Raw genomic sequence first — 25,803 nt, 5'->3', positions numbered from 1 at the left:
ACCTTCCATTTCGAACTTGATCAGACGGTTCATTTCAACGGCATATTCCATTGGAAGTTCTTTCGTAAATGGCTCGATGAAGCCCATTACGATCATTTCTGTAGCTTCTTCTTCAGAGATACCACGGCTCATCAAGTAGAACAATTGCTCTTCGGATACTTTGGAAACTTTCGCTTCGTGTTCCAAAGAGATGTTCTCATTGAAGATCTCGTTGTAAGGAATCGTATCGGAAGTGGATTTGTTATCCAGGATCAGCGTATCACACTCGATGTTAGAACGAGCGCCGTCTGCTTTCTTACCGAAGTGGACGATTCCGCGATACGTTACTTTACCACCTTGTTTAGAGATGGATTTAGAAACGATCGTTGAAGAAGTGTTTGGTGCCAAGTGAAGCATTTTCGCACCAGCATCCTGATGCTGTCCTTTACCTGCAAGTGCGATGGACAATGTCATACCGCGAGCGCCTTCGCCTTTAAGGATGACTGCTGGGTATTTCATTGTAAGCTTGGAACCGATGTTACCATCGATCCATTCCATCGTACCGTTAGCGTCCACTGTCGCACGTTTTGTTACTAGGTTATAGACATTGTTCGCCCAGTTCTGGATAGTCGTGTAACGGCAGTAAGCATCTTTTGCTACGAAGATTTCGACTACTGCACTGTGCAGGGAGTTCGTTGTATATACAGGAGCTGTACAGCCCTCTACATAATGTACAGACGCGCCTTCATCAACAATGATAAGCGTACGCTCGAACTGACCCATGTTTTCAGAGTTGATTCGGAAATATGCTTGCAGCGGAGTATCAGTCTTAACGCCCTTCGGTACATAGATGAAGGAGCCGCCGGACCATACTGCCGAGTTCAAAGCTGCGAATTTATTATCGGAAGGCGGAATAAGCTTACCGAAGTATTCGCGGAACAAGTCTTCATTTTCTTTAAGTGCAGTATCTGTATCCTTAAAGATGATACCCATCTCTTCCAGGTCTTCTTTCAGGTTATGATAAACAACCTCGGATTCGTACTGTGCGGAAACACCGGCAAGGTATTTCTGTTCAGCTTCCGGAATACCTAGTTTATCGAATGTGTTCTTGATTTCTTCCGGCACCTCGTCCCAAGAACGCTCAGAACGCTCGGATGGTTTCACGTAATATGTGATTTCATCGAAGTCAAGCTCAGCAAGGTCTCCACCCCACTGCGGCATTGGTTTCTTATAGAATTGCTCTAAGGATTTAAGACGGAAGTCCAGCATCCATTGTGGTTCTTCTTTCAATTTAGAGATTTCTTCAACGATTCTAGGTGTAAGGCCTTTTTCCGTACGGAAAATGGATACATCACGATCGCTGAAGCCATACCGGTAATCTCCAATTTCAGGCGCTTTTTTAGCCATGGTAAAACCTCCTTGTAGGATTACATCTATTTCACACGACAGTGTTCAAAGTCTTAGTTCTTTTCGACGCCTTGCTCCATTGCCTTCCAAGCGAGTGTTGCACATTTGATACGTGCCGGGAATTTCGCAACCCCCTGGAGTGCTTCCACATCGCCCATTTCCAGATTGCCAGGATCGATTTCCTTACCTAGCATCATGTCGGAGAACAGCTGAGACATCCGGAGTGCATCTTCAATGGATTTACCTTTGATGGCTTGTGTCATCATAGAGGCAGAGGACATGCTGATAGAGCAGCCCTCTCCTTCGAATTTCGCATCCTTCACCTTGCCATCCTCCACCTGGAGCTGCAGCTGGATACGGTCTCCGCAAGTCGGATTATTCATATCGACTACAAGTGCGCCTTCTTCCAGCTTACCACGATTCCTCGGATGTTTATAGTGATCCATGATCACTTGCCGGTAGAGTGTATCAAGGTTATTAAAAGACATTTCCGAAAAACTCCTTCGTTTTTGCCAGTCCGCTGACAAGTTTGTCGATATCGTCTTCGGTATTGTAAACGTACATGCTTGCACGGGCAGTAGCTGTCACGTCCAGCCAGCGCATAAGCGGCTGAGCACAATGATGTCCGGCACGGACAGCGATACCTTCTGTATCGAGTGCAGTCGCTGTATCATGCGGATGGACACCATCAATATTGAAAGTGACCACTGCAGAGCGTTTGTCCTTTGAAGGACCATAAATAGTCAATCCTTCTATCTCGCTCATCCGTTCCATCGCATATGCAGTCAGCTTCTTATCATGTGCTTCAATATTATCCAGACCGATTTCAGTCAAGAAGTCAATCGCAGCGCCAAGACCAATTGCTCCTGCAATGATCGGAGTTCCTCCCTCAAATTTCCAAGGAAGCTCCTTCCATGTCGAATCATAAAGATGTACGAAATCAATCATTTCACCGCCGAATTCAACAGGTTCCATATTTTCCAGCAGTTCCTGCTTACCGTAAAGGACACCGATTCCGGTCGGTCCGCACATCTTATGACCGCTGAAGCAATAGAAATCACAATCAAGATCCTGCACATGCACCTTCAAATGCGGAGCGCCTTGTGCTCCGTCTACGAGAACGACAGCATTCTGCCGATGAGCAAGCTCGACGATTTCTTTTATAGGGTTAATGGTTCCCAGCACATTGGAGACATGCGTCAAAGCGACGATCTTCGTTTGCGGACCGATCGATTTTTTCACATCTTCCATGTTCAGTGTACCATCTTCATTCAGTTCAAAGTATTTCAGTGTTGCTCCGGTCGCTTTGACCGCCTGCTGCCACGGGATGATATTACTATGGTGCTCCATCGGTGTGATGATCACTTCATCACCAGGCTCCAAGTTTGCGCGGGCGTAACTATTCGCAACCGTATTGATTGCCGTTGTTGTGCCGCGTGTGAAAATCACTTCCTTGGTGCTTCTGGCATGGATGAATTGCTGCACCTTTTCTCTTGCACCTTCATACTTGTCCGTAGCCCGGGTTCCCAGCGTATGCACACCGCGGTGTACATTGCTGTTGTCATTCCGGTAGTAGGCATCCACAGCTTCCAATACCTTGATCGGCTTATGGGAAGTTGCAGAGGAATCCAAGTAAACAAGCGGATGTCCGTTGACTTCCTGATGCAGGATCGGGAACTGTTCACGGATAGAGCGGGCATCCATTAGTTTACTTTCCCTTCGATTACCTGAGTCAGCTGATTTTTTACCGTTTCAATCGGAAGCTGATTTACAACAGGTGCAAGGAATCCATGGATGATCAAGCGTTCAGCTTCATGCTTCGTGATTCCGCGGCTCATCAAGTAATAAAGCTGAAGCGGATCAACACGGCCTACAGAAGCTGCGTGTCCTGCCACTACATCATCTTCATCAATCAAAAGAATCGGGTTCGCGTCACCGCGTGCACCTTGGCTAAGCATTAAGACACGTGTTTCTTGCGTTGCATCCGATTTGCTGGCACCATGTTCGATTTTACCGATACCGTTGAATACAGAGCTCGCCTGGTCTTTCATGACACCATGGGACAAGATGCTTCCGACGGAATTCTTACCGAAGTGAACGATATTCGTAGTGAAGTTCTGGATTTGTTTTCCGCGTCCAACAACTACACTTTTCGCTTCGGAACCGGAGTTATCACCGATCAAGTGTGTGATATGCTCACTGATTGTATTGCCATCGTTCATTTGGCCGATCGCCCAGTCAATGCGAGCATCACGGTAAGCTACACCGCGGCGTTTTGCATAAACAGTCGTACCTGCAGCATAGTTATCAACCGCACCATAAGAAACGTTGGCATTATCCGCTGCAATGACTTCTGTCACCACGTTGGCGAATGTTGCTTGGTCTGCGTTATGGGAGATACTGTTTTCAACGTATGTTACAGCACTATTCGCTTCAGCAACGATCAAAATATGATTGAAGGAAGCTACTTTATCATCTTCCTGCCAGAAGATGGTTTGAAGCGGCTCATCCACTACAACGTTTTTCGGAACATATACGAATACGCCGCCGTTCATCAATGCTGCATGAAGAGCAGTCAAACGATCTTCATCGATGTTTACAGCATCCTTCATATAGAACCGTTTCACCAAGTCACCATGCTGCTGCAGGGCAGTGAAGATATCTGTGAAGATAACACCTTGTTCGCTCCATTTTTCGCTTAGGGCAAGGTATGCTGCACTATTATTGCGCTGAATGTAAAGGTTTGGAGCATTATCCGCATCGATTAGCGCAGCCACGCTTGCCGGCAGGCTGTCCAATGCAGTGATTTTCTCCCCTTCCACTTCATGCACGTACGTATCGAAATCCCAGTTCTTGATCCCAGTTTTATCGGGTTTTGGCATGTCCAAAGATTCCGATTGGGAAAGAGCTTGCTGGCGAAGTTCCTTCATCCATTCAGGCTCATTGCGGGAACTGGAAAAACGGCTGATATATTCATCATTATATTGTTGCTTCGTTTCAACAGTCATAAGATCCCTCCTCCAGTTTACGCGTTAATTGTTTCGTCTTCGATGTTCAGCTCTTGTTTGATCCAATCGTAGCCTTCTGCTTCCAAACGCTGGGAAAGCTCGGAACCGCCGGATTTTACAACACGGCCTTGCATCATAACGTGTACGAAGTCAGGCTCGATGTAGTTTAGCAAACGCTGATAGTGGGTAATAATTAGGCAACCAAAGTTTTCGTCGCGCAGTTTGTTGATACCTTTTGCAACAACTTTCAGTGCATCGATATCAAGACCGGAGTCGATCTCGTCAAGGATACCAATTTCAGCTTTCATCATTAGAAGCTGAAGGATTTCATTACGCTTTTTCTCCCCACCGGAGAAACCTTCGTTCAAGTAACGCTGTGCCATGTTCTTATCCATTTCAAGGAAGTCCATCGCTTCGTCCATTTCTTTGATGAATTTCATCAATGGAATCTCATCGCCCTCTTCACGGCGGGCATTGATGGAAGAACGAAGGAAGTCAGAGTTAGTTACACCGCTGATTTCACTTGGATACTGCATTGCAAGGAACAGACCAGCACGAGCGCGCTCGTCCACTTCCATCTCCAACACATCTTCTCCATCCAAAGTGATGCTTCCGCTTGTCACTTCGTATTTAGGATGTCCCATGATCGCTGATGCCAGTGTGGATTTACCAGTACCGTTTGGCCCCATAACCGCGTGGAATTCCCCGCTCTTTATCGTAAGGTTTACACCTTTTAGAATTTCCTTATCTTCAATCGAAACATGTAGGTCTTTAATTTCTAAAACTGAACCTGCCATTTATAAACCCTCCGATAGCTGCTATTTTATAAGTTTCGATAACACGTTATTTAAACACATTATCAATTTATTCTCATTACAATCTTAAAGCATTATTCGACCATTATCAACTTTTTTACTGGATAAATACACAGTTTTAACATGATCTTTTCCTATTGTATCACACATCCATTTCAAGCCAAAAACAAAGCCTCTGCTGAGAATTCCAGCAAAGGCATGAGAATACTGCTTCTTATTTATCGACAGGAAGGATTGCTCCGTCGTAATTGTCTTCGATGAACTGTTTGATTTCATCTGAATGAAGGACATCCATCAATTTTTTCAATGCTTCATTATCTTTATCTTCTGCACGAGCAGCTACGATGTTTCCGTATGGAGAATCCGTACCCTCAAGGATCAATGCGTCCTCAGAAGGTGTAAGACCCGCTTGCAATGCATAGTTCGTGTTGATGACAACAAGTGCATCTTCTTCTGATTCATACGTATCAGGAAGGAATGCTGGGTCAACATCCATGCTGAATTTCAAGTTTTTCGGGTTATCGCCAATATCCTCCAACGTAGCATCTACAGGTTCTACACCATCTTTGATCGTGATAAGACCAGCTTCTTGGAAGATGGATAGGATACGTCCTTGCTCTGCTACGTTACGACCCATGATCACTTCTGTACCATCCTTGATATCATCGACTTTCTTGATATTTTTAGAATATACACCCATTGGCTCCAAATGAACTGCTCCAAGACTGATCAGGTCATAGCCAGTATCTGCGTTTGAAGTTTCTAGGTAAGGGATATGCTGGAAGTAGTTCGCATCCAAGTCTCCGCTTGCCAAGTCATCGTTCGGAAGAACATAATCCTGATATTCTTCGATCTCAAGATTCACGCCCTCTTTTTCAAGAATCGGTTTTGCTTCTTCAAGAATTTCCGCGTGCGGTGTGCTGGAAGCACCAACTTTGATTGTTGTTGTTTCTTCGTCTCCTGAGCCGCTGCCAGATGAACCGCAAGCTGCCAGGAAGATCATGAAAGCTGCTGATAGAATAACTAATAATGTCTTTTTCAAATGAATCCTCTCCTTTATCGTTTATCTAATTTGTTTGAAATCAAGTCTCCAATGAATTGGAAGACGAATACCACAATAACGATCAATAGCGTACAGATGAATACAACATCAAATTGACGGCGCTGGAAGCCGTAGAAGTAAGCAAAGTCACCTAAGCCGCCCGCTCCGATAACACCTGCAACTGCCGTAGAGCCGATAAGGGCGATTGCTGTTACCGTAAGTCCAGAAACAAGTGCTGGCATGGATTCTTTCAGCAGTACTTTGAACATGATTGTACTGTTTTTAGCACCCATTGCCTTCGCAGCTTCCACTACGCCATTGTCCACTTCCTTCAATGCAATCTCGACTAATCGTGCATAGAAAGGTGCTGATCCGATGATAAGCGCAGGCAATGCTGCCTCCGGGCCGCGGATCGTACCGACTACAAAATCGGTGAATGGGAACAAAAGCAATATCAGGATGATAAACGGTATTGCCCTGAATATGTTGACGACTGCTGCCACTATGCCGTAGACCACTTTATTTTCCCACAGCTTTCCTTTACTGGTCAGATAAAGCAAAAGACCAAGGATTATACCGATGATGAATGTACCAATCAAGGAAAGAATCGTCATATAGAATGTCTCATAGATGGCTGTATTCAAATCTGCAATATCTACATTCGGGAACCACTTCTCAAACAAGTTCCTGCACCTCCGCTCTTACGTTCGCCGCGCGGATGAAGTCCAGTGCCTTCTCCACTTCCGTTTCACTGCCTACCAGCTGCAGGAACAGATTACCGACTGCTCCGGTTTGTGTCTGCAGCACATTTCCTTGCAGGATATTGATATCAACATCAAATTTTTTCGCGGTCTGGCTGACAACAGTCTGATTCACGTTTTCTCCAGAGAAGGAAAGCTTCACGATGGTGCCTGTACCTTCTTTTACTACTGCTGCAGACAAAGAGTCATACTGTTCGCTTCCATCCAGCTGCTGTACGAATCGCTTCGTAATTTCCTTCTGCGGGTTTTGGAACACATGGGCTGCATCGCCTTGTTCCACAACCTTACCTGTATCCATAACTGCTACACGGTGGCAGATTTTGCGGATTACATTCATCTCATGCGTAATCAATACAATAGTCAGACCGAGTCGTTTGTTGATGTCCACCAGCAAATCAAGGATGGAATCTGTTGTTTCCGGATCCAGTGCGGATGTTGCTTCATCACAAAGCAGCACTTTCGGATCGTTAGCCAATGCCCTCGCAATGCCGACACGCTGCTTCTGACCACCACTCAGCTGGGAAGGATAGGCATTTTCGCGTCCCTTCAATCCAACTAGTTCGATCAGACGATCAACTTTTGCTTTTCTTTCTTTCTTCGGCACACCTGCAATCTCCAATGGGAAAGCAATATTTTGGTGCACAGTACGGGACCATAGCAGGTTGAAATGCTGGAAGATCATCCCGATTTCTTGTCTGGCAAGTCGAAGTTCATTTTTTCGCTGTTTGACGATATCCTTGCCATTGATTATTATTTCACCAGCAGTCGGTTCTTCGAGACGGTTCAGCAGTCGTACGAAGGTACTTTTCCCAGCACCGCTGTAGCCGATCACGCCGAAGATTTCACCTGAATCGATCGTAAGATTAAGCTGATCGACCGCTGTAATATTCTGCTTTTTCGTGCGATATGTCTTGGAGAGGTTTTTGATAGTGATCAATTTCCGCTCCTCCTTCCTCGTGTTGCTTTATAAGCATAAAAAAAGCGTCTTCTTGTCCAGAGAACAAAAAGACGCAGCTGCGTTCGATAATTGTTCTCTCATCTGTACAGGTTTCCCTGCAGGAATTGGCACCATACAGGAAAACCTGTGGTTGCCGGGCTTCATCGGGCCAGTCCCTCCGCCACTCTTGATAAGAGTTAGATATATGATTGCTAAAAGGAGTTTAGCATCTAGTCAATATTTTTGTCAACATATTTTACATACTTCCTTGAGCTCCCAGAAACAGAAGAGCCTCAACAAGCAGGATATGCTGATAATCGCCGTCCACGACTTGTCTGTTGCGGATACTGCGAAGCTGTACCTCGCCGGTAAGGAGCCCTTCCAGTGTCTGCTCATCGGTGCGTATATGTAAAATGCCATAAGGCTTGGAAGCTGGTGTCGTGAGGCTGCTTTTATCTATATGCAAATCAAAATGGGCATCTTCCCATTCAATGAAAACTTTCAGCCGCTTGTCATTGCATAAAGGCAGCAAATCCTCCCTCACCTCGATCTGATGCTTGAGCTTTGCCAGTTTTTCGATGATCATCCGCCATCCCCTCCCTACACTGTATTTAGCTCTTCTTGTTCAGATTTCCTGCAAGAAAAAACAGCTTTCCAAATTGGAAAGCTGTTTTATTCACTCAGGGCCTTCGCCAGCATATGCTGGACAGAATGAAACGCATATATTTTTTCCTGAACTTCCCCATCCTTGAAAATGATGAGGCAAGGTACACTTTCTATCTGATTTTCCTGCATAAAATCAGGAAAAAGAGAGGCGTTCAGTTTATGATAAAATTCCTGGTCTGTTATGGCCTCCACTGCAAGAAGCATTTTTTCGGCAAGCTGGCATGTACCGCAAAAAGGTGTATGCACGAATATGCTTGCTTGCTCCTGCTGTGTTACTGACTTGACCGCTGTTTTGATAACGTTGATAATTCATCCCTTCTTTCTTCAGACAAGGAAGAATGGATGCACCATGATACTTCTGCTAAGCAGGGCTGTGGCCAATTCCGGAGCCGGGGTCGCCGCTACCTCTCGATAGGTTCTGTCTACGTAAATATGCTGGGCATGCGGCAGCTCCCGGGCCAACTGTTTTCGCAGCTTATGACCAGCACTGTCCTCATCCACCATAATATATACTTGCTTGTGATCTAAGTCATAGTCATACAACAGCTGTTCCAGCCGCTCGATGCCCAATGTACCATTGGTGCAGATGATCGTTACTTCCTCATCGATGATCTTCTTAATCTGCTCTTTATCCGAGCGTCCTTCTACGATAATGACCTTTTCTTCATCACCCATACTGGCATCACCTATTCTGATCGATATTTGATTGCTTCCTTGCCCGCGCCCCTATTAAGGCAGCTTCGCAATGAACGCTTGCCATAGTATATGAAAAGAGACCGCCGCCCTTGCTAACAGATATCAACAAGGACATAAATAAATTAGTCCTCTTTAATCCGTCCTTCGTAATCCTCTACAGATAGCAAGCTTTCATACGCCGCTTCATCGTCTGCCTCCACTACGATCATCCATGCTTTCTCGTATGGGGATTCATTTACGAATTCAGGGCTGTCGTCTAAGTCTTCGTTCACCGCTACGACTTTACCACTGATCGGAGCATACAGCTCAGACACTGTTTTGACAGATTCGACGCTTCCGAATGGCTCGTCTGCTTTCAGTTCGTCACCGACGGATGGAAGTTCCACGAATACGATGTCCCCGAGTTCATCCTGGGCGAAGTCGGTAATACCGATCCGGTACTGATTGCCATCTTCTTTTTTAATCCATTCATGTTCCTCAGTGTAACGTAGATCTTTCGGTAAGTTGCTCATTATTATTCCTCCACCTATTTTCTACAAGAATAGCTAACATATTTACTATAAGAGGTAATAGATAAAATTACCACTGTTTCAGCTTAATTTGAAGCAGTTGCAGCCTCGTATGCTTCTGGCTTGTAACCGACCGCTGCTGACTTCTCTCCAATTAAAAGCGGGCGCTTGATCAGCATCCCATTTTCGGATAGCCATGTCTTGAGCTGGGCATCATCCGCCTCTTTGATTTTCTCCTTATAGCCGCCCTCCCGGTATACCTTTCCGCTTGTATTGAACAGCTTGGTAAGCGGTAATCCGCTTTTATCCGCGGCTTCCTGCAGCGTCTTTGGACTAGGCGGGTTCTCTACGATATGTATCGCTTCATAGGATACGTCATTCGCATCCAGCCATTTCTTTGCATTTTTACATGTACTGCAATTCGGGTACCAATAAAATCGGAACATAGAGATCTCCTTCCTTTTCATACTGCTATTTTAGCATAGTCCTTTACATCTTTCGCACAGAATAATCAGCAGGATCCCGGGTACGATAAAAAGGAAAAAGGAGGGATCCCATGTCAGCAGAAAATCCGCAAAACGTTATGCTGCAGCCGCCAGAGATGATTTCAGGAAAAGATTTATTGTACTTGAGTGATATGCTGAACTGGAACTTGAATGCAGCTAAAAAAGCACAGCACGCAGCCGGTGAAGTGCAGCTGACAGATGCCCAAGAGGCGCTGCATACTATCGGACAGATGCATCAGCGCCATTATGATATGTTATTGGAGCACCTGAAGACAAAACCGCTCAATTAAGGAGGGAAAGCTATGCCAGAGAACCAAAAGATACAGAATCCGCAGACACCAGTCCCGACAACGCAAAGTATGAACGACCGGGATCATGTAACTGACCTGCTTGCTACCGAAAAGTATATGACCGCTTCGTACTCAACGGCGCTTAACGAAATGAGCAATCAGTCGTTATATGAAACAGTAGCGCGTATATTCAAGGAAACACAGGATTCCCAGCGTAATTTGTATAATCTGATGTTCCAGCATGGATGGTACAGCCTGGAACAAGCGCCGCAGCAAAAAGTGGACCAAGCTTATCAGCAATTCAGTAAAATGCGACAAGAACTTCCTTATACATGAGTCAAACGGACAATCAGCTGCTGGTTGTCCTTTTTTGTGTTATATCCAAAAAAAATATTGACGTGCCGATAACAAATCTGTAATATACTTGCATGTGCAACTATTTGAGCTATCTGAAAGGAGCGGACCATGAGCAGGACACAAGATGAACTAGGACTGCTTCTATCCCGGACCTACCTATCTCTGAAACGGGAAACATCCCGCATGCTTCAGGAGTTTGAGCTGACACCGGAACAATTCTCCCTTATTGCAGAGCTCGACAAGCAGGATGACATCACCCAAAAAGAGCTCGCCGACTTAACGGAAAGAGAACAGACTACCGTTACGAAGATAATTGACAAGCTTGTCAAAAAGGAACTGGTCACCCGCGGACATGATATACACGACCGCAGGGCAATCCGTTTGCAAATTACAGCAGAAGGACGGGAACTGGTCAAAGACATCAAACCAAAGATAGAAGAAATCGAAAATCATGCTTATCTAGGTTTTCAACCGAGAGATATAGAATTGCTGCATAATCTGATTCGAAAGCTGCATCAGAATTTGCAGTGATTTTTTTCGCTAAATACATGCACGTGCAACTAATATAGATAGGAGTTTTTATTTTGAATTTACAGCCTTTGCGGGAGATGTTCAAGATCCCGAATACGAAAGTCGGCATTGCCTTTGCCATTATTGTCCCGTTACTTTTTTCCATCATCTGGCTGACAGGCTATCATGATGCAACTGATCACCTGGACCGTTTGCAGGCTGCAGTTGTCAATGAAGATGGGGAGCAAGCAAATGCAGTAGCTGAACAGATGATCGACAATTTGCCATTCGATGCAGAACTTACCTCTTTTGAGGATGCGAAGAAGCAGCTTGATCAAAATGACATCACGATGCTGATTGTCATTCCTGATGCATTCACTGAAAGCTTAGCAAAACAAAGCGATACTTCCTTACAGTTTTATATGAACAGCTCTAATTCCCAGGTCGCTCTGTCCATAGCTGAAAGTACAGCAAGACAGATGACAGCTTCTATGAGCGGCTCGCATGTACAAGCGGACATCATCAAAGAAAATCATATCAGCAACTTCGCTACTTCCATGGTTCCCATGATTCTTGGTTTCATCGTATTCATCGCTGTCATGACCATGAATATCCAAATGAACATCGTTACACAAATCGTGAACCGTAAATTCAGCAAATGGCAGGTCTTTTGGAACAAACAGCTTCTATTGCTGATTATCGGGCTTGTCGTCTCGACAATCACTGTTACCATTCCCTATTTTGCTAATGATACAGCCGCTTCCTATATGCAGCTATGGGGATTCGAACTGCTAGTCGTTTTTGCCTGCATCAGTTTCACCCAAATGAGCTTCGCTATCTTCGGCAATGCTGGCGCTTTATTCAACGTTGCTATGATTCCGTTCCAATTGATGGCTGCAGGGAATATCATTCCGACAGATCTATTGTCTCCGGTATTCCGTGTCATAGGCGCTGCTCTGCCAGCTTCTAATGGAGTGCAAGGCTTCACTCAGCTAATCTATGCTGGAGAAAGTGTTTCATCAGCAATCCTTCATCTTGGATTGATTCTGGTTATTACATTCTTACTTACATGTGCAGCATTAATGCTCAAAAAACAGCAGCCTGTCCAATTCGTCAAAAAGGACGAAAAAGCTGCAGCAGTATAAATAAATCCTCCGCATTCAGAATGCGGAGGATTTTCTTATGCCATTACCTCATGGTCTTGTTCTTCTATTGCTTCTTTCATGTCATTTTTCGTGCCAAGCGCGTTATTATACACGATATCAACTCTGCCGCTTCATACCCTATACGGGTTAATGTGATGGATTAATTTTTCATCCATCTTTAAATCGAAACGATTATGATTTACAAATCGAAATGATTACGATAGAATAGTTCTTTGTGAAGAAGTACGTGATTAGAAAGGTGATAGAAAATGACATCTATCCTTCAAATAGATACTATTAATTTCTCATATGAACAGAAGGCTGCCTTGCGTGAGGTATCTCTTCAAGTTAAAAAAGGTGACTTCCTCGGTCTGATCGGTCCAAACGGCGGAGGCAAAACAACATTGATCAAGCTGGCTCTGGGGATGCTGCAGCCGAACAAAGGCTCCATCGAGCTATTCGGGCAGTCTATTTCTTCCTTTAAGGATTGGAATAAAGTCAGCTTTGTTTCCCAAAAGGCAAATGCCTTCAATAAAGGATTTCCAGCAACTGTTTTCGAAGTAGTCTCCATGGGGCTTACCCCAAAGATCGGTTATTTCCGCAGATTCTCCGCGAAGCACCGGGCTGCTGTAAAGCAAGCTGTTGCTCAAGTGGATATGAGTGATTATCTGCATGAAAATATCAGCAGTTTATCTGGAGGCCAGCAGCAGCGCGTTTTCATCGCCAGAGCACTTGTCAGCCAGCCGGAACTGATCATACTCGATGAACCGACTGTTGGAATCGACCATGCCAATGTAAAAGGCTTTTACGAATTATTGCAGCGGCTGAATGAGGAAAAAGGACTTACTTTGGTTATGATCACACATGATTTGGCCGGTATTGCACAATACGCATCCAAGCTGGTTTATTTGGATCAGCAAGTACAATACGAAGGCAGCCCGGACCAATTCAGCCTGCCTGAATCCGATTTACATGTATTGCGAGGTATTCATGCATGATTGCTGATTTTCTTCAATTTGAATTTTTACGAAATACACTATATACGGGTCTGCTAATCGGCTTGATAGCACCCTTACTGGGCTGTTTCATCGTTGTACGCAGACTGTCCCTGATTGCGGATGCACTATCGCATGTAACACTAGCCGGTATCGCATTCGGTCTCTTACTCGAGAAAAAGCTTGCAACACCTGTGATCTCACCGTTTTATGCAGGTCTTGGTTTCTCGGTTGTTGCTTCTCTGCTAATCGAGAAGCTTCGCAGTATGTTCCGAAATTTCCAGGAAATCGCGATTCCGATCATCCTTTCCGGAGGAGTCGGATTGAGTGTCATTTTCATATCATTGGCCAATGGCTTTACGACAGATCTGTTTTCTTATCTGTTCGGCTCTGTGTCTGCTGTCAGCAGTGAAGATTTGCGTGTTATCGTGATCATCTCGATTATTGTCCTGATCGTAATCGGAGTTCTTTATAAGCAGCTGCTCGTGCTTTCCTTTGATGAAGAGCATGCGCGTGTCAGCGGCTTGCATGCAAGAGCTATCCATTTCATTTTCATGCTGCTGACTGCCCTTGTCATTGCAGCAAGTATCCGGATCGTTGGTGTATTGCTCGTCTCTGCCCTGATGACAATACCTGTAGCTGCAGCAATCCGATTGGCTAAAGGATTCAAACAGGCAATGATACTGGCTATCCTCTTCGGAGAGACATCCGTTATTGTCGGCCTGTTCTCAGGTTATTATTTTGAAATACCGCCAGGTGGTACTATTGTAGTCGTATCTATCCTGATTCTTCTGTTAAGTTTCATCGTTCAAAAGCTGCTGCTTGCGAACAAACGAAAAACTGCATTCGAGAAAGGAGTTTCCTGATATGCAAGTAGATGAAGGCATTGCGATTCTGAAGGAAAATGGTCATAAATATACCGACAAAAGGGCGGATATCCTCTCCTATTTCATTCATGCCAAAGGCTATCGAAGTGCTAAAGCCCTCCTTGCATTCATGGAAACCAGCTATGCTGGTATCAGCTTGGATACGATTTACCGCAATCTCCGCCTTTTCGAACAGCTGGAGCTGCTCGAATCCCGTGAAAAAAATGGAGAGAAGCTGTTTAAGATCGCTTGTAAAAGTGGTACGCATCACCACCACTTCATCTGTGAAAGCTGCGGCTTGACCAAACCGCTCCAGAAATGTCCGCTCCCGGTTTACACAGAAGAGCTTGCGGATTATCATGTAAATACACACGCTTTCGAGCTTTATGGTCTTTGCCCGACGTGTCACAATAGCTAAGGAGTCGATATATATGCCAATCATCACAGTTAAAATGCTGGAAGGCCGTACGGATAAACAGAAAGAACAAATGATAAAGAAAATGACCGAGGTGATGGTCGAAACTACAGGCGCCCGTGCCGAAGCAGTCTCAATCGTCATCGAGGAAATGAACAAAGCAAATTACGGTGTCGCAGGAAAACGCCTATCCTAATGAAAAAGCAGCATGCCCGTGTGGCATGCTGCTTTTCTTATAGAATCACTTCCTCCAGCACTTTCCGTTCCTCCTGCTCGAAAAGATTCTTCCCTTCCGTCTGCTGGACCTGCTTTTGCATATAGCTTTCAATCAATCTTGCTTCCTCTTTATTTCCAACAAGGTGGATGCTCTTCCATTCATTCTCTTTTGCAAGCTTATCAAGATCTGGTGCAAGCGATTTATACCAGCGCTTCTGGTTGGCTTCCAAGCGGTTCTCGATCGTGTCCTTCTTCGATCCTTTCCCGCCCTTTCCCTTGATGGATAATGCTCGCTGCGGACTTGCCTGCACCTTCCATTTCTCTGTGTCCAAATCCATTTCATATAGCTTTGTATCATTTATTTTTCCTAAAACGGCATCAATTACTTTAACTTGATTTTTCTGAACGAGAATAACCCCTGATTCCGGGAATTTTTCATACAATGCCTGAAATTGCCCAAGCTTTGGTTCATCTTCCCAATGGAATTCTGTCGTCACTGGCATCTGGAGGCATTCCGCAAACCAAATGTCATCCGCTGATGCAAACACGACGCAGCTTTTCTTCATGCTCTGTCCGTTATCCTCAAGGAACGCTTTCACCTTTTCTTTCACTTTTAGGAATTGCTCCAGCTCCTGAGGGTCATTCTTAAGATATGTTTCGAAGTTCTTCAAACCATTCTTAACGTGAATCTTCCATTCGCCACCTGTTTGATCACGGTTGGCTGGATCCGTATTCACATACATGCTAAGTACTTTCTGAGGGTGGCTCTTGGCTTTTTGTGCGAGTTTCTCCATGTCCTTTGCGTAACACAAACTGCAATCACTCCTCTTCCAAATTTGCTTAGTAAAGTAAAACTAGCATATAGCACTACATACCACACATAAGCAGCTTGAAACGTTAAAAAAGAAGGAAATAAGGGAATGATGTTAAGATCGAACTATGTAACTTGAAGGCTGTGATAAATGATGTTAAAGAGGACCCGTACTCAAATCCTCCAATTTACGTCTATTGGCGTATTAAATGCGGCAGTGGACCTCGTCGTGCTCAATATATTACTACTTATCTGGCCGACAAAAAATAATCTTTTGCTGCTGCTTTTCAATACAATCAGTTATTTAGTATGTATATGGAACAGTTATTATTGGAACACGAGATTTACGTTCCGCAAGCAAAAAAGATCCAGTAAAGCTGAAAAAGGTCTGTTCTTCGCTCAAGCATTAGTTGCTCTAGTAATCAGCAATATTGTCTTTATAGCTGGTCTTGCAGTTTTGCGAGAAATGACATTTGTTACCATTCCGGCATATGTAGAAAATAATATAGCCAAAGGCGCAGCTATGTTCCTCTCGTCTGCAAGCAGCTTCCTGTTCATGAAGTACGTTGTGTTCAAACGAAAAAAATAGGCGTATACCAAATGGTATACGCCTATTTTCATGCCTGGGTATAAGCTGCACGCCGATCGACCAATGCCTGGCTTGCATGGTCGAGATTTCGAACATCCACCCGAATCCCATATTCCCGATATTTCATTACCAGTTTGTCCAATGCTCCCACAGCTGAATCGTCCCATAATCTTGCTTCTTGGAAATCCAGAACGATATGCTTGGCATTTTCCTGTTTCGGCTCAAAGGAAGCTAGGAAGTCGGTCACAGAAACAAAGAACAGCTGTCCTTTTACCATATATACCTTTTGTTCTCCTTGTGTTTCTTTGACATCCACCTTTGATATTTTAGCTGCAAAGAACACAGCGCTCATCAATACTCCAATAATAACACCGACAGACAGATTATGCGTCCAAAGCACAGCTGCTACGGTCACAATCATGACCGCTGCATCCGTCAATGGCATCCGATGCAGGTTACGTACCGATGACCAGTCAAACGTTCCGATACTGACCATGAACATAACCGCAACAAGTGCTCCCATCGGAATTTGGACCAAGACATCCTGGAAGACGATAATAAGCAGCATTAGGAAAGCACCAGCAATAAAGGTAGATAAACGTGTCCGGCCGCCAGCTTTCACATTGATGACAGATTGTCCGATCATAGCACAGCCAGCCATCCCGCCGAAAAAGCCTGCGGCAATATTAGCAATACCTTGCCCGCGTGCTTCACGGTTTTTATTACTGCTTGTATCTGTATACTCATCCAGCAGCTGTGCAGTCAGGAATGTCTCCATCAGTCCTACTATGGCTAAAGCGATAGCATAAGGAAAGATAATCTGCAGTGTTTCCATGTTGAATGGAACATCTGGGATAAAGAATGACGGCAAAGCCTGCTTCAGTTCTCCCATGTCACCCACTGTTTTTGTTGAACTATGTGTGACTGCGGCGATTATAGTCATAATGACAATTGCAACAAGCGGCGATGGGATAGCTTTCACAAAACGCGGCAGCACATAGATGATCACTAGTGCCCCCGCCACGAAAGCGTAGATTTGCCATGACTCGCCCTCGAAATGAACGAGCTGCGCAATAAAGATTAAAATAGCTAAACTATTAACAAAGCCTATCATGACCGGCCGCGGAATAAAGATCATCAACCTCGCTACTTTAAAGATACCGAATAAGATTTGGATGAACCCTGTCAGTATGGTTGTAGCGAAAAGATACTGCAATCCATGATCTGCAACAAGACTTCCCATCACAAGTGCCATCGCACCAGTGGCAGCAGATATCATCGCTGGCCGTCCTCCTGCAAACGCAATGACAACGGCGATACAGAAGGAGGCATATAATCCAACCATCGGATCGACGCCGGCAATAATGGAAAAAGCGATTGCTTCCGGAATAAGTGCTAAGGCTACTAAAACTCCTGATAAAACATCCTTTGGTACATTAGAAAACCATGCTTCTTTTATGTTTGTAATCATGTACGACATAAACTCCTATCTCTAAACTTACAGCAGGTTATTATACCATATTCTTTAGAACTGTTGCAGCTGTGTATACCAGTAACCGAAACTGGACATATTGTATAAAAAAAGCAGCAGGTGAACAATGATGAAACATGTCAAAGCCATACTTCTGAAAGGAATATTCGCATTCGCGATCCTTTATCTTTTCGCAGGTTTAATCTATCAATTATCCTTTACCAAGGTATTCCAGCTTACAATGATCCTCACTGTAATAGGCTATTTGATCGACATGCTATTACTGCCGAGCAAAGCAAATAAGACAACAGGATGGCTTGATTGCATTTTCTTCACCATTGTCAGCTGGATGCTTATCGTTCTGGCAACTGATGGTCCTGTACATCCATTGGTAAGTGCGATACCAGCAAGCTTGATTCTTGCATGGTTGGATGGGACGTTTTTGCATGCTTACGTACGTAAATATGTGATCCGAAATGGCAAAGATCAGTATTATAATGTTATTTTTTTGGATCAGTTTCGTGCGAAGATCGCTGGGGATTTGCCGATACGCGGACCTCATAAGGATTCCTGAAGCCATTGCATGAAGAAAGCCCGTGGAGATTTCTCCACGGGCTCTTTTTTATGCTTTTGGATCCCATTTGATGATGATACCGCATTCGGTCAGTCCGCCGCCGAATCCATAAAGCAGCATTGTATCGCCATCTTTGACCTTGTTTTCCTGTAAAGCGAAATCAAATGCCAATGGTATTGTCGCTGAAGATGTATTGCCGGCATAAGCCATGCTTGTCAGTGTTTTCTCGACTGGATAGTCCAAACGATCACAAATAGATTCAACCATCCGCATATTGGCACTGTGCGGGATGAACCAATCGATATCATCCAGTGACATATTTGCTTCTTCCACTAGTTTCTTAACGCCTTTTGGCACACCAGAAACAGCCCATTTATACACTTCGCGACCGTTTTGAACCAGTTTTCCTGGGTTGGTAAGCTCTTCCCCGTTCAATGTAGTGGACAAACCTGTTTGGTAGAGATGACGGCCGCCTTCTCCTTTTGTACCCATATGGAAACCAAAGAAGCCTGGATTTTCAGCATCATATTCTACTAGTGCAGCTCCTGCACCGTCACCAAATAGAATACAGCTTGTACGATCCGTATAGTCGGTGATTTTGGACAAAGTCTCTCCGCCCAAAACAAGTACTTTCTTATGCAAACCAGATGAAACCAATCCGTTTGCCATATGCAGACCGTAAACAAAGCCTGCACATGCGCCTCCCAAATCGAGTGCACCTGTTTTTTTCAATCCAAGTCTTGCTTGAAGCTGACTGGATACACTTGGGAATTTGTATTCACCTGTCACTGTAGCGACAAGAATCAAATCCACATCATCCAGGGATTTGTTGAAGTTCTTCGCAAGGTTTCTTGCAGCATTCTCACATAGATCTGTTACATACTCATCTTCAGCAGCGATTCTTCTTTCTTTGATACCTGTACGCTGCACAATCCACTCATCGGAAGTGTCGACCATTTTCTCAAAATCTGCATTGGTCAATACCTTTTCCGGGATATATGTTCCAATCGCTGTTACACGTGCTTTGGATTCCATATTATCTGCCTCCTTCACATCTGCCTCCATTATACCATCTAGTTTTAATACCTGGTACTAAAAAGAGAAATTTAATTATCTTTTTTCTCGGCATGGGAAGCCAGCAGTTCCAAGACAGCATCGTCCATCGGCGGGTTATGCAAGCCTGCACGTACGTCCCTATAATGCTGTTCAAAGGGTTGAGTCTTTGAAAGTCCTCTGCCCCCAGCAATCCGCATTGCCAGATCAACTACTTTAGCAGCCGCTTTTGTTGCGTTCACTTTTACTGCTGCAAGCTCCGGCCCCATAAGTTGCCGCTTCTCAGGATAGCTATCCCACAAGCTGGCAACATGATACATAAAATGTCTTGCTTGCATTAGCTCCAAGTCCATTTCACCAATTTTTTCCCGGATATGAGCTACACTGATAATCGGTTTATCCAATGTGTTTGGCTGAAAGTCTTTAGCAAACGACACAGCTTCTTCACGTGCACTTTTAGCAATGCCTAAGTAGCAAGCAGGAATATGCAGCAATGACCCCTTTGGTCCGGTTTTCTTACGAGCTCTTTCCACGTAACAATCTGCTGGTACCCTTACTTGGTCCAGAATTAGATCGTCACTCCCAGTTGCACGCATACCCATCGGGTTCCAAGTTTTTTCGACATGTACTCCATTTATTTCCCTGGCAATTAAAAAGCTTCCGACCGTCTCGTCTTCTTCCACATATGCTGTAACGAGATAATAATCCAAATCAGCAGCCATGGATGTAAATGTCTTACGCCCAGTAAGTATATAATCATTGCCGTCCCGCACAGCTTTTGTTTCAGGAACACCGCCTCGAGTAGGACTTCCCGTTTTTGGCTCAGATGCTGCACGATTGACAATTTTACGCGCTTGAATAACTTCGTTCAAGAATGTATCGAACATACCCTCTGGCCAATCTGCACTTTCGCATAAGTCCTGCATCGTACTCAAGTGCCACCCTATCGACAATGCAGCTGCTCCATCACCAGCGGCTACAATTTCCTGCGCCATTAAGAAATCATGGAGATTCGCTCCGTCTCCTCCTTGTGCTTTCGGTACAGTAAGCAATGTATAAGCTGTCGTTCGAAAAGCATCTACTACTTGCGGCGCCAAACGTGCCTGTTCATCACCAAGCTGTTTGTATTTTTTTGCAACCTCAGATACTTGTTTCGCTTTTGTAAGAATATGTTCATCATTTGCAATAATCATGCCGAACCTCCTCTTCTATCTTCTTTATTTTAGTGAAAAGAAGAAAAGAATACAAAAAAACCCGCTCAGGAGAGCGGGTTTTATGTGTGTTACATACTCATACCCATGTGCATATGACCAGAAGTCATCAGCCAGTAAGTACCGACAATGATGACGATAGCGATAAAGAATCCGAAAAGTGTGTTCCCGGAAATCAAACCGCCGTCTTCTCCTTCCGTCATGTGCATGAACATAACGAGCTGCAAAGCAGCCTGGATTACAGCGAAAATCAAGATGATGATGAAGATCGTTGTTGATGACCAGTCTGTCCACAGCGCTGTTGCGAAGGCTACAAGTGTCAACGCGATTGAGATCAAGAATCCGATGATATGCTTCCAAGGGAAATGTCCTTTTTTCGTTTGTTGACTCATATTAATTCACCATCCCCATCAAGTAAACGCATGTGAAGATAAAGATCCACACAACATCTAAGAAGTGCCAATAGAGACTAGAGATAAAGACCTTTGATGCCGTTTTTGGTGTAAGTCCTCTTCTTGCAAGTTGGATCAGAAGAAGAATGATCCAGCCGATACCAATTGATACGTGAAGACCGTGTGTACCAAGCAAGATGAAGAACATAGACCAGTGTGCACTAGTTCCTAGTGTAACACCTTCGTGTACATAATGTACGAATTCGTATAGCTCATAGCCGATGAATCCTGCACCTAGGATAAGTGTGATGATCATCCAGCCAATAACACCTTTTACATTGTTCGCACGCATTTCGTGAATCGCAAGTCCGCAAGTGAAGCTACTTGTAAGAAGCAGCATTGTCATAATCATGACTAGGCCAGCTTCGAACATCTCGATGGATGTTGGTCCGTCGCCTACACGTGATTGTAATGCGAAATAAGACGCGAATAGTGTCGAGAACAAAGCGATCTCTGCACCAAGGAAGGTCCAGAAACCGGTGATGTTCAACCGGCCGGCTTCTGATTGGTATTCCAATGGCGCGTTGGGGTTCACATTGTGATCATGTGCCATTTCTTCACAACCTCCTTTATTTATTCGCTTTCGCTTCTGTTTCTTTTATTTCTTCTACGCTGACGTAGTAGCCGTCATTGTAATCGAATGAACGAACGATCATAGTAATGAAGATACCGACAGCACCTACAATACCGATCCAGTACCATTGGAATACAAGTCCGAATGCTGCCATACCCATCAATACTGACATGATTGCCGGTATGGAAGAGTTGCTAGGCATGTGAATTGGTTTATAATCCGTGTTCTTCTGTTGATCAAGACCTTTTTCCTTCATATCCCAGTAAGGATCAAGACCTGTTACTTCAGGAAGAACAGCGAAGTTGTAATGCGGCGGGATAGACGAAGTTGTCGCCCATTCCAAGTTACGTCCAAGACCCCAAGCGTCACCAGTTTTCTCTCTTGGTGAATATCTCCAGCTATAATAGATGTTGTAAACGAAGATGATGAATGCAAGACCCATCAAGAACGCACCGATTGTGGAGATCATGTTCAGTCCTGTCCAGCCATCTTCCGGCAAATAAGTGGAAATACGTCTTGGCATACCGTCCAACCCTAGGAAATACTGAGGGAAGAAACATACGTTGAAGCCGATAACGAAAATCCAGAAAGCCCATTTGCCGATTTTTTCGTTCAATTTATGTCCGAACATTTTCGGATACCAGTAAATCAGACCTGCGAAACAAGCAAATACAGTACCCGAGATCAGCACATAGTGGAAGTGAGATACTAGGAAGTACGTATTGTGATACTGATAGTCAGCCGCAGCCATCGCAAGCATTACCCCTGTTACACCACCGATTACGAAGTTCGGGATGAAAGCGAGGGACCAAAGCATCGGAGTCGTAAAGGTAATACGCCCTCGATACATCGTGAATAACCAGTTGAATATCTTAACCCCGGTTGGAATCGAGATAGCCATTGTTGTAATAGAGAAGAAGCTGTTCGCTTCAGCGCTATTACCCATTGTGAAGAAGTGGTGAACCCATACAAGGAAGCTCAATACAGAAATCGTCACAATGGACACAACCATCGCTTTATAAGCAAATAGCTGTTTTCTTGCAAATGTCGAGATAATCTCAGAGAAGATCCCGAATGCAGGAAGAATAACGATATATACTTCAGGGTGACCCCATACCCAGAATAGGTTGACCCAAAGCATTGGGTTACCATCACCTTGCAAGGTGAAGAGTACGGAACCGAATAGACGGTCAAATGTCTGCATAGCAAGTGCAACTGTAAGCACTGGGAATGCGAAGATGATAATCAGCATTGTGATCAAAGTAGTCCATGTGAACATGGACATTTTCATTAGTGTCATACCTTTCGTACGCATCTTAAGGATGGTAACGAAGAAGTTGATACCTGTCATCAATGTACCGATACCAGCAATCTGGATTGCTAGCAAGTAGTAGTTCTGACCAGGACCTGGGCTGAATTCATTTGTCGCAAGCGGCGTATAACCAGTCCAGCCAGCGTCAGGTGAACCACCGATGATGAAGGAGATGTTGAATAGAGCCATACCGACAAAGAATGTCCAGAAGCTCAAGTTGTTCAAATACGGGAATGCAACGTCACGTGCACCGATTTGCAAAGGTACGATATAGTTGATCAAACCGATCAAGAATGGCATCGCCATGAAAAGGATCATGATAACACCGTGTGTCGAGAATACCTCGTTGTAGTGTTGCGGATCCAGGAATTCCATTCCTGGCTTAGCAAGCTGCGTACGGATCATCAAACCATCGATACCGCCGCGGAAAAGCATTAATAGGGCACTAAGGATATACATGATACCCAGTTTCTTATGATCAACAGAAGTCAGCCATTCTTTCCATAGCCAGCTCCATTTTTTAAAGTAAGTAAGGGCAGCTACAACGGCGATTCCACCGAGCAAGATGCTGATCTGTGCGCCCAGGATCAATGGATCGCCGGTAATGATAAACTCATTCCATTTTAAGTCCAAAACTCTTCCCCCTCTCTCTGTTACTCATGACCCGCATGTGCATGTTCTTCAGAGTCCATGTCTTCATCCGAGTTGTCTACAGTATTGTCTTGCTGATAGTACGGAATTTCGTCTTCAGGCAAGATGTTTTGAGATTTGTCTTTCGCATGCGGATTTTTCGGCTCATAGCCTAGTCGATCCCATGCTTCCAATGTGTAGTCTGCATTTTGTGAATGGTCGATCCATTGCAAATGCGTACCATTGAATTCAGCTGTTCCGTCATAAACACCAGGAATCAGAAGATTGTCATACTCGTATTGTGTCAGTTCTGGAGCGGAGTTTTGTACGTCTTCCACCCACTGTTGGTAATCAGCTTCTTCATCGGCGTAGACTTTGAATCGTTGTTCATTGAAGCCTTCACCTGTGAAGTTAGCGTTTCGTCCATCGTACGTGCCAACGTGGTCTGCTTGCAGATAAAGCGTTGTCTGCATGCCTGCCATGTTATATTTCTGACCGCCTAGGCTTGGTATCCATAGAGCAGCCATGGAATCAGCAGATGTCAATTTGAATTCCACCGGACGGTGAATCGGAATGTGCAGATAGTTCACTGTTTCGATGTCTTCCTCTGGATAGGTGAATACCCATTTCCAGTTGATGGATGTTGCATGTACTACTAGAGGATCTTCATTCGCTGCTTCAGCGGTTTTCGGCTGAGGCGCTTCCTCTAATGAATAGATCGTTCTGACAGTTGGAACAGCCAAAATGACTACGATGATGATCGGGATGATCGTCCAGATCGTCTCAAGCAGCATGCTGCCGTGTAGCTCAGGGCTGTACTTGTCGTGATCCTTTCTTTCTCTGTACTTGACAAGGATAATCGTCAAAAGTACGAATACAACCGCAACGATTGTAAGCATAAAGATGATTGATAGAATAATAAGGTCACTCTGCTGACTTGCCACTGGTCCTTTCGGATCAAGCACTTCCGGTGTAGAACAGCCGGCGAGCATTAGCGGCAGGGCAAGGAACAATAGAAGACTTAAGGGTTTCAATTTTTTAAGCATGCGCCTGCTTCCCTTCCTTTCTTTACCTGAATTCACGAAAACGCTTGTTTTCCCTCTGCATAGGAAAACAACCATATCCGCTATAATAGGGTTTTGATAAGTATTTCACAATGAGGCTTCCGTATCTCCCGAAGGAGTGACAGAATCCCAGTCAGAAACACACTATCACACTATCGAATAGACAGTGTCTGACAACAATCCAGAAACTAGTGTAATACAAAGCAGCCAAAAAGACCAGACTTGCCTGGTAAGTAAACAGTTCATTTTTCATTCTAACACCGGCAAAAAGCGAGAATAAGAATAAGTAGTGAACAAAATTTGAACGTTTTATGTAAATCCGCAACAATTTGTGGTTTACCGCCCATTATCTGGTCTTGCTGTAATACGCAGTATTACGCACAGTCTTTCCATCTACATGGAGGCTGTCAGCATAATGTATTCCTTCCAGCTTGTAGCCGAGCCGTTCCGGAACTGCCCGGCTTGCACTGTTTTCTTCGTCACAGAGTATCTGGACCCGCCGGACACCGAGCTCTGTAAAGGCATATTCCGTTTGTGCTTCAACGGCCTCTGTCATGAAACCTTGGCCGGTATGGCGGGTATCCATCCAATATCCGATTTCGACTTTCGGAACATCCCAGTCTATCCCGTGAAAACCACTGGACGCAATAAATTCTCCAGTATCCTTGCGGAATATAAGCAAGCGTAAATTAGTCCGGTTGATCCAATTTGCCACTGCTTCCCGGATATTTTCCTCCGTGTCTTCCGGTGTCGGCAGTTCCTGCGCGAATGGCATCCAGCGCTGCAGCTCCGGAAGAGAAGCTTTGATAGCTTCATTCACCGCTTTGCCATCGCCGATCTTAGGTGCCCTGATAATAAGACGGTCTGTTTCGATACTAGTCTTGAAATCTCTTAATATTGGATTCATGCTCTGCTTCCCCTCCTAGAAATTTATTCTAGTAT

General features: G+C 44.6%; 32 protein-coding genes and 1 riboswitch. Of the genes, 10 read left to right on the top strand and 22 right to left on the bottom strand.

Features of this window, described 5'->3' with window-relative positions; all coding sequences use genetic code 11:
- The 13 genes from sufB to SFC25_RS12450 form a co-directional block, all read right to left on the bottom strand.
- The coding region (sufB, locus tag SFC25_RS12510) for a Fe-S cluster assembly protein SufB (RefSeq protein ID WP_411215593.1) at window positions 1–1,386 on the bottom strand (1,386 nt) is incomplete at its 3' end.
- Between the two features lie 53 nt (window positions 1,387–1,439).
- A complete protein-coding gene (gene sufU, locus SFC25_RS12505; protein ID WP_411215592.1) occupies window positions 1,440–1,874 on the bottom strand; it encodes a Fe-S cluster assembly sulfur transfer protein SufU in 435 nt (144 codons plus the stop codon).
- The gene (locus tag SFC25_RS12500; RefSeq protein ID WP_411215591.1) at window positions 1,864–3,090 is read right to left on the bottom strand and encodes a cysteine desulfurase; all 1,227 of its coding nucleotides are present in this window, start codon (window positions 3,088–3,090) and stop codon (window positions 1,864–1,866) included. The genes sufU and SFC25_RS12500 overlap by 11 nt, the downstream gene beginning before the upstream one ends.
- Entirely contained in the window at window positions 3,090–4,394 is a 1,305-nt protein-coding gene (sufD, locus tag SFC25_RS12495; protein WP_411215590.1) for a Fe-S cluster assembly protein SufD, read from the bottom strand. The genes SFC25_RS12500 and sufD overlap by 1 nt, the downstream gene beginning before the upstream one ends.
- 17 nt (window positions 4,395–4,411) lie before the next feature.
- Window positions 4,412–5,191, bottom strand: coding sequence for a Fe-S cluster assembly ATPase SufC (sufC, locus tag SFC25_RS12490; RefSeq protein WP_095224341.1), 780 nt, complete (start codon window positions 5,189–5,191; stop codon window positions 4,412–4,414).
- A gap of 232 nt (window positions 5,192–5,423) precedes the next feature.
- Complete coding sequence (locus tag SFC25_RS12485) at window positions 5,424–6,251, bottom strand: MetQ/NlpA family ABC transporter substrate-binding protein (RefSeq protein ID WP_411215589.1); 828 nt, start codon at window positions 6,249–6,251, stop codon at window positions 5,424–5,426.
- 14 nt (window positions 6,252–6,265) lie between these two features.
- Window positions 6,266–6,934 (bottom strand): methionine ABC transporter permease, encoded by a 669-nt coding sequence (locus SFC25_RS12480; protein WP_411215588.1) that lies wholly within the window; start codon window positions 6,932–6,934, stop codon window positions 6,266–6,268.
- Window positions 6,927–7,949 (bottom strand): methionine ABC transporter ATP-binding protein, encoded by a 1,023-nt coding sequence (locus tag SFC25_RS12475; protein WP_411215587.1) that lies wholly within the window; start codon window positions 7,947–7,949, stop codon window positions 6,927–6,929. Before SFC25_RS12475 ends, SFC25_RS12480 begins: the two co-directional genes overlap by 8 nt.
- 95 nt (window positions 7,950–8,044) lie before the next feature.
- Window positions 8,045–8,146, bottom strand: a riboswitch (SAM riboswitch).
- Between the two features lie 59 nt (window positions 8,147–8,205).
- The gene (locus SFC25_RS12470) at window positions 8,206–8,535 is read right to left on the bottom strand and encodes a hypothetical protein (protein ID WP_411215586.1); all 330 of its coding nucleotides are present in this window, start codon (window positions 8,533–8,535) and stop codon (window positions 8,206–8,208) included.
- 86 nt (window positions 8,536–8,621) lie between these two features.
- Window positions 8,622–8,867, bottom strand: a complete 246-nt coding sequence (locus SFC25_RS12465; RefSeq protein WP_411215601.1) for a thioredoxin family protein — start codon at window positions 8,865–8,867, stop codon at window positions 8,622–8,624.
- Between the two features lie 72 nt (window positions 8,868–8,939).
- Entirely contained in the window at window positions 8,940–9,290 is a 351-nt protein-coding gene (locus SFC25_RS12460) for a toprim domain-containing protein (RefSeq protein ID WP_411215585.1), read from the bottom strand.
- A 143-nt stretch (window positions 9,291–9,433) separates the two neighbouring features.
- Window positions 9,434–9,823, bottom strand: a complete 390-nt coding sequence (gcvH, locus tag SFC25_RS12455; RefSeq protein ID WP_175074628.1) for a glycine cleavage system protein GcvH — start codon at window positions 9,821–9,823, stop codon at window positions 9,434–9,436.
- 83 nt (window positions 9,824–9,906) lie between these two features.
- Window positions 9,907–10,266, bottom strand: coding sequence for an arsenate reductase family protein (locus tag SFC25_RS12450; RefSeq protein WP_411215584.1), 360 nt, complete (start codon window positions 10,264–10,266; stop codon window positions 9,907–9,909).
- A 110-nt stretch (window positions 10,267–10,376) separates the two neighbouring features.
- On the opposite strand from SFC25_RS12450, the gene SFC25_RS12445 reads away from it, so the two are divergent.
- The 8 genes from SFC25_RS12445 to SFC25_RS12410 all read left to right on the top strand — a co-directional run bounded on the left by SFC25_RS12445 (window position 10,377) and on the right by SFC25_RS12410 (window position 15,100).
- Complete coding sequence (locus SFC25_RS12445; protein WP_411215583.1) at window positions 10,377–10,616, top strand: hypothetical protein; 240 nt, start codon at window positions 10,377–10,379, stop codon at window positions 10,614–10,616.
- A 12-nt stretch (window positions 10,617–10,628) separates the two neighbouring features.
- Window positions 10,629–10,952 (top strand): spore coat protein, encoded by a 324-nt coding sequence (locus SFC25_RS12440; protein WP_411215582.1) that lies wholly within the window; start codon window positions 10,629–10,631, stop codon window positions 10,950–10,952.
- Between the two features lie 129 nt (window positions 10,953–11,081).
- A complete protein-coding gene (locus SFC25_RS12435) occupies window positions 11,082–11,504 on the top strand; it encodes a MarR family winged helix-turn-helix transcriptional regulator (RefSeq protein WP_411215581.1) in 423 nt (140 codons plus the stop codon).
- Window positions 11,505–11,557: 53 nt separating this feature from the next.
- Window positions 11,558–12,628: a YhgE/Pip domain-containing protein gene (locus tag SFC25_RS12430; protein WP_411215580.1), complete on the top strand. Its 1,071-nt coding sequence runs from the start codon at window positions 11,558–11,560 to the stop codon at window positions 12,626–12,628.
- A 269-nt stretch (window positions 12,629–12,897) separates the two neighbouring features.
- Window positions 12,898–13,626, top strand: a complete 729-nt coding sequence (locus tag SFC25_RS12425) for a metal ABC transporter ATP-binding protein (RefSeq protein ID WP_411215579.1) — start codon at window positions 12,898–12,900, stop codon at window positions 13,624–13,626.
- A complete protein-coding gene (locus SFC25_RS12420) occupies window positions 13,623–14,489 on the top strand; it encodes a metal ABC transporter permease (RefSeq protein WP_411215578.1) in 867 nt (288 codons plus the stop codon). Before SFC25_RS12425 ends, SFC25_RS12420 begins: the two co-directional genes overlap by 4 nt.
- Before the next feature lies 1 nt (window position 14,490).
- Complete coding sequence (locus SFC25_RS12415; RefSeq protein ID WP_411215577.1) at window positions 14,491–14,907, top strand: Fur family transcriptional regulator; 417 nt, start codon at window positions 14,491–14,493, stop codon at window positions 14,905–14,907.
- 13 nt (window positions 14,908–14,920) lie between these two features.
- Window positions 14,921–15,100 (top strand): 2-hydroxymuconate tautomerase, encoded by a 180-nt coding sequence (locus tag SFC25_RS12410; RefSeq protein ID WP_411215576.1) that lies wholly within the window; start codon window positions 14,921–14,923, stop codon window positions 15,098–15,100.
- A 37-nt stretch (window positions 15,101–15,137) separates the two neighbouring features.
- Here the strand turns inward: SFC25_RS12410 and SFC25_RS12405 are convergent, their stop codons facing one another.
- Window positions 15,138–15,932, bottom strand: coding sequence for a VLRF1 family aeRF1-type release factor (locus SFC25_RS12405; RefSeq protein ID WP_411215575.1), 795 nt, complete (start codon window positions 15,930–15,932; stop codon window positions 15,138–15,140).
- 150 nt (window positions 15,933–16,082) lie between these two features.
- Here SFC25_RS12405 and SFC25_RS12400 point away from each other — a divergent pair, with 150 nt between their 5' ends.
- Window positions 16,083–16,520: a GtrA family protein gene (locus SFC25_RS12400; protein WP_411215574.1), complete on the top strand. Its 438-nt coding sequence runs from the start codon at window positions 16,083–16,085 to the stop codon at window positions 16,518–16,520.
- Between the two features lie 28 nt (window positions 16,521–16,548).
- On the opposite strand, the gene SFC25_RS12395 is transcribed toward SFC25_RS12400, so the two are convergent.
- Entirely contained in the window at window positions 16,549–17,991 is a 1,443-nt protein-coding gene (locus tag SFC25_RS12395) for a SulP family inorganic anion transporter (RefSeq protein ID WP_411215573.1), read from the bottom strand.
- A 127-nt stretch (window positions 17,992–18,118) separates the two neighbouring features.
- Between SFC25_RS12395 and SFC25_RS12390 the strand changes: the two genes are divergently transcribed.
- Complete coding sequence (locus tag SFC25_RS12390; protein WP_095224362.1) at window positions 18,119–18,565, top strand: DUF2512 family protein; 447 nt, start codon at window positions 18,119–18,121, stop codon at window positions 18,563–18,565.
- 48 nt (window positions 18,566–18,613) lie between these two features.
- Here SFC25_RS12390 and SFC25_RS12385 read toward each other — a convergent pair whose 3' ends face one another.
- The 7 genes from SFC25_RS12385 to SFC25_RS12355 form a co-directional block, all read right to left on the bottom strand.
- The gene (locus tag SFC25_RS12385; RefSeq protein WP_411215572.1) at window positions 18,614–19,600 is read right to left on the bottom strand and encodes a ketoacyl-ACP synthase III; all 987 of its coding nucleotides are present in this window, start codon (window positions 19,598–19,600) and stop codon (window positions 18,614–18,616) included.
- A 71-nt stretch (window positions 19,601–19,671) separates the two neighbouring features.
- Window positions 19,672–20,811: an acyl-CoA dehydrogenase family protein gene (locus SFC25_RS12380; RefSeq protein ID WP_411215571.1), complete on the bottom strand. Its 1,140-nt coding sequence runs from the start codon at window positions 20,809–20,811 to the stop codon at window positions 19,672–19,674.
- An 89-nt stretch (window positions 20,812–20,900) separates the two neighbouring features.
- Window positions 20,901–21,221, bottom strand: a complete 321-nt coding sequence (gene qoxD / locus SFC25_RS12375; protein ID WP_038564835.1) for a cytochrome aa3 quinol oxidase subunit IV — start codon at window positions 21,219–21,221, stop codon at window positions 20,901–20,903.
- A 1-nt stretch (window position 21,222) separates the two neighbouring features.
- A complete protein-coding gene (gene qoxC / locus SFC25_RS12370) occupies window positions 21,223–21,834 on the bottom strand; it encodes a cytochrome aa3 quinol oxidase subunit III (protein WP_095218366.1) in 612 nt (203 codons plus the stop codon).
- A 16-nt stretch (window positions 21,835–21,850) separates the two neighbouring features.
- On the bottom strand, window positions 21,851–23,800 hold the full coding sequence (qoxB, locus tag SFC25_RS12365) for a cytochrome aa3 quinol oxidase subunit I (RefSeq protein ID WP_411215570.1): 1,950 nt from the start codon (window positions 23,798–23,800) through the stop codon (window positions 21,851–21,853).
- Window positions 23,801–23,820: 20 nt separating this feature from the next.
- Window positions 23,821–24,843 carry a cytochrome aa3 quinol oxidase subunit II gene (qoxA, locus tag SFC25_RS12360; RefSeq protein WP_411215569.1) on the bottom strand — a complete coding sequence of 341 codons (1,023 nt, stop codon included), beginning with the start codon at window positions 24,841–24,843 and terminating at the stop codon, window positions 23,821–23,823.
- A 364-nt stretch (window positions 24,844–25,207) separates the two neighbouring features.
- Complete coding sequence (locus tag SFC25_RS12355; RefSeq protein ID WP_411215568.1) at window positions 25,208–25,768, bottom strand: GNAT family N-acetyltransferase; 561 nt, start codon at window positions 25,766–25,768, stop codon at window positions 25,208–25,210.
- Window positions 25,769–25,803 lie beyond the last annotated feature (35 nt).

It is taken from the genome of Terribacillus saccharophilus (genome assembly GCF_046592595.1).
GTDB lineage: Bacteria > Bacillota > Bacilli > Bacillales > Amphibacillaceae > Terribacillus > Terribacillus saccharophilus_C.
Note: the sequence above shows the minus strand (reverse complement) of the source record. Positions and strands in the feature narration are given on the sequence as shown.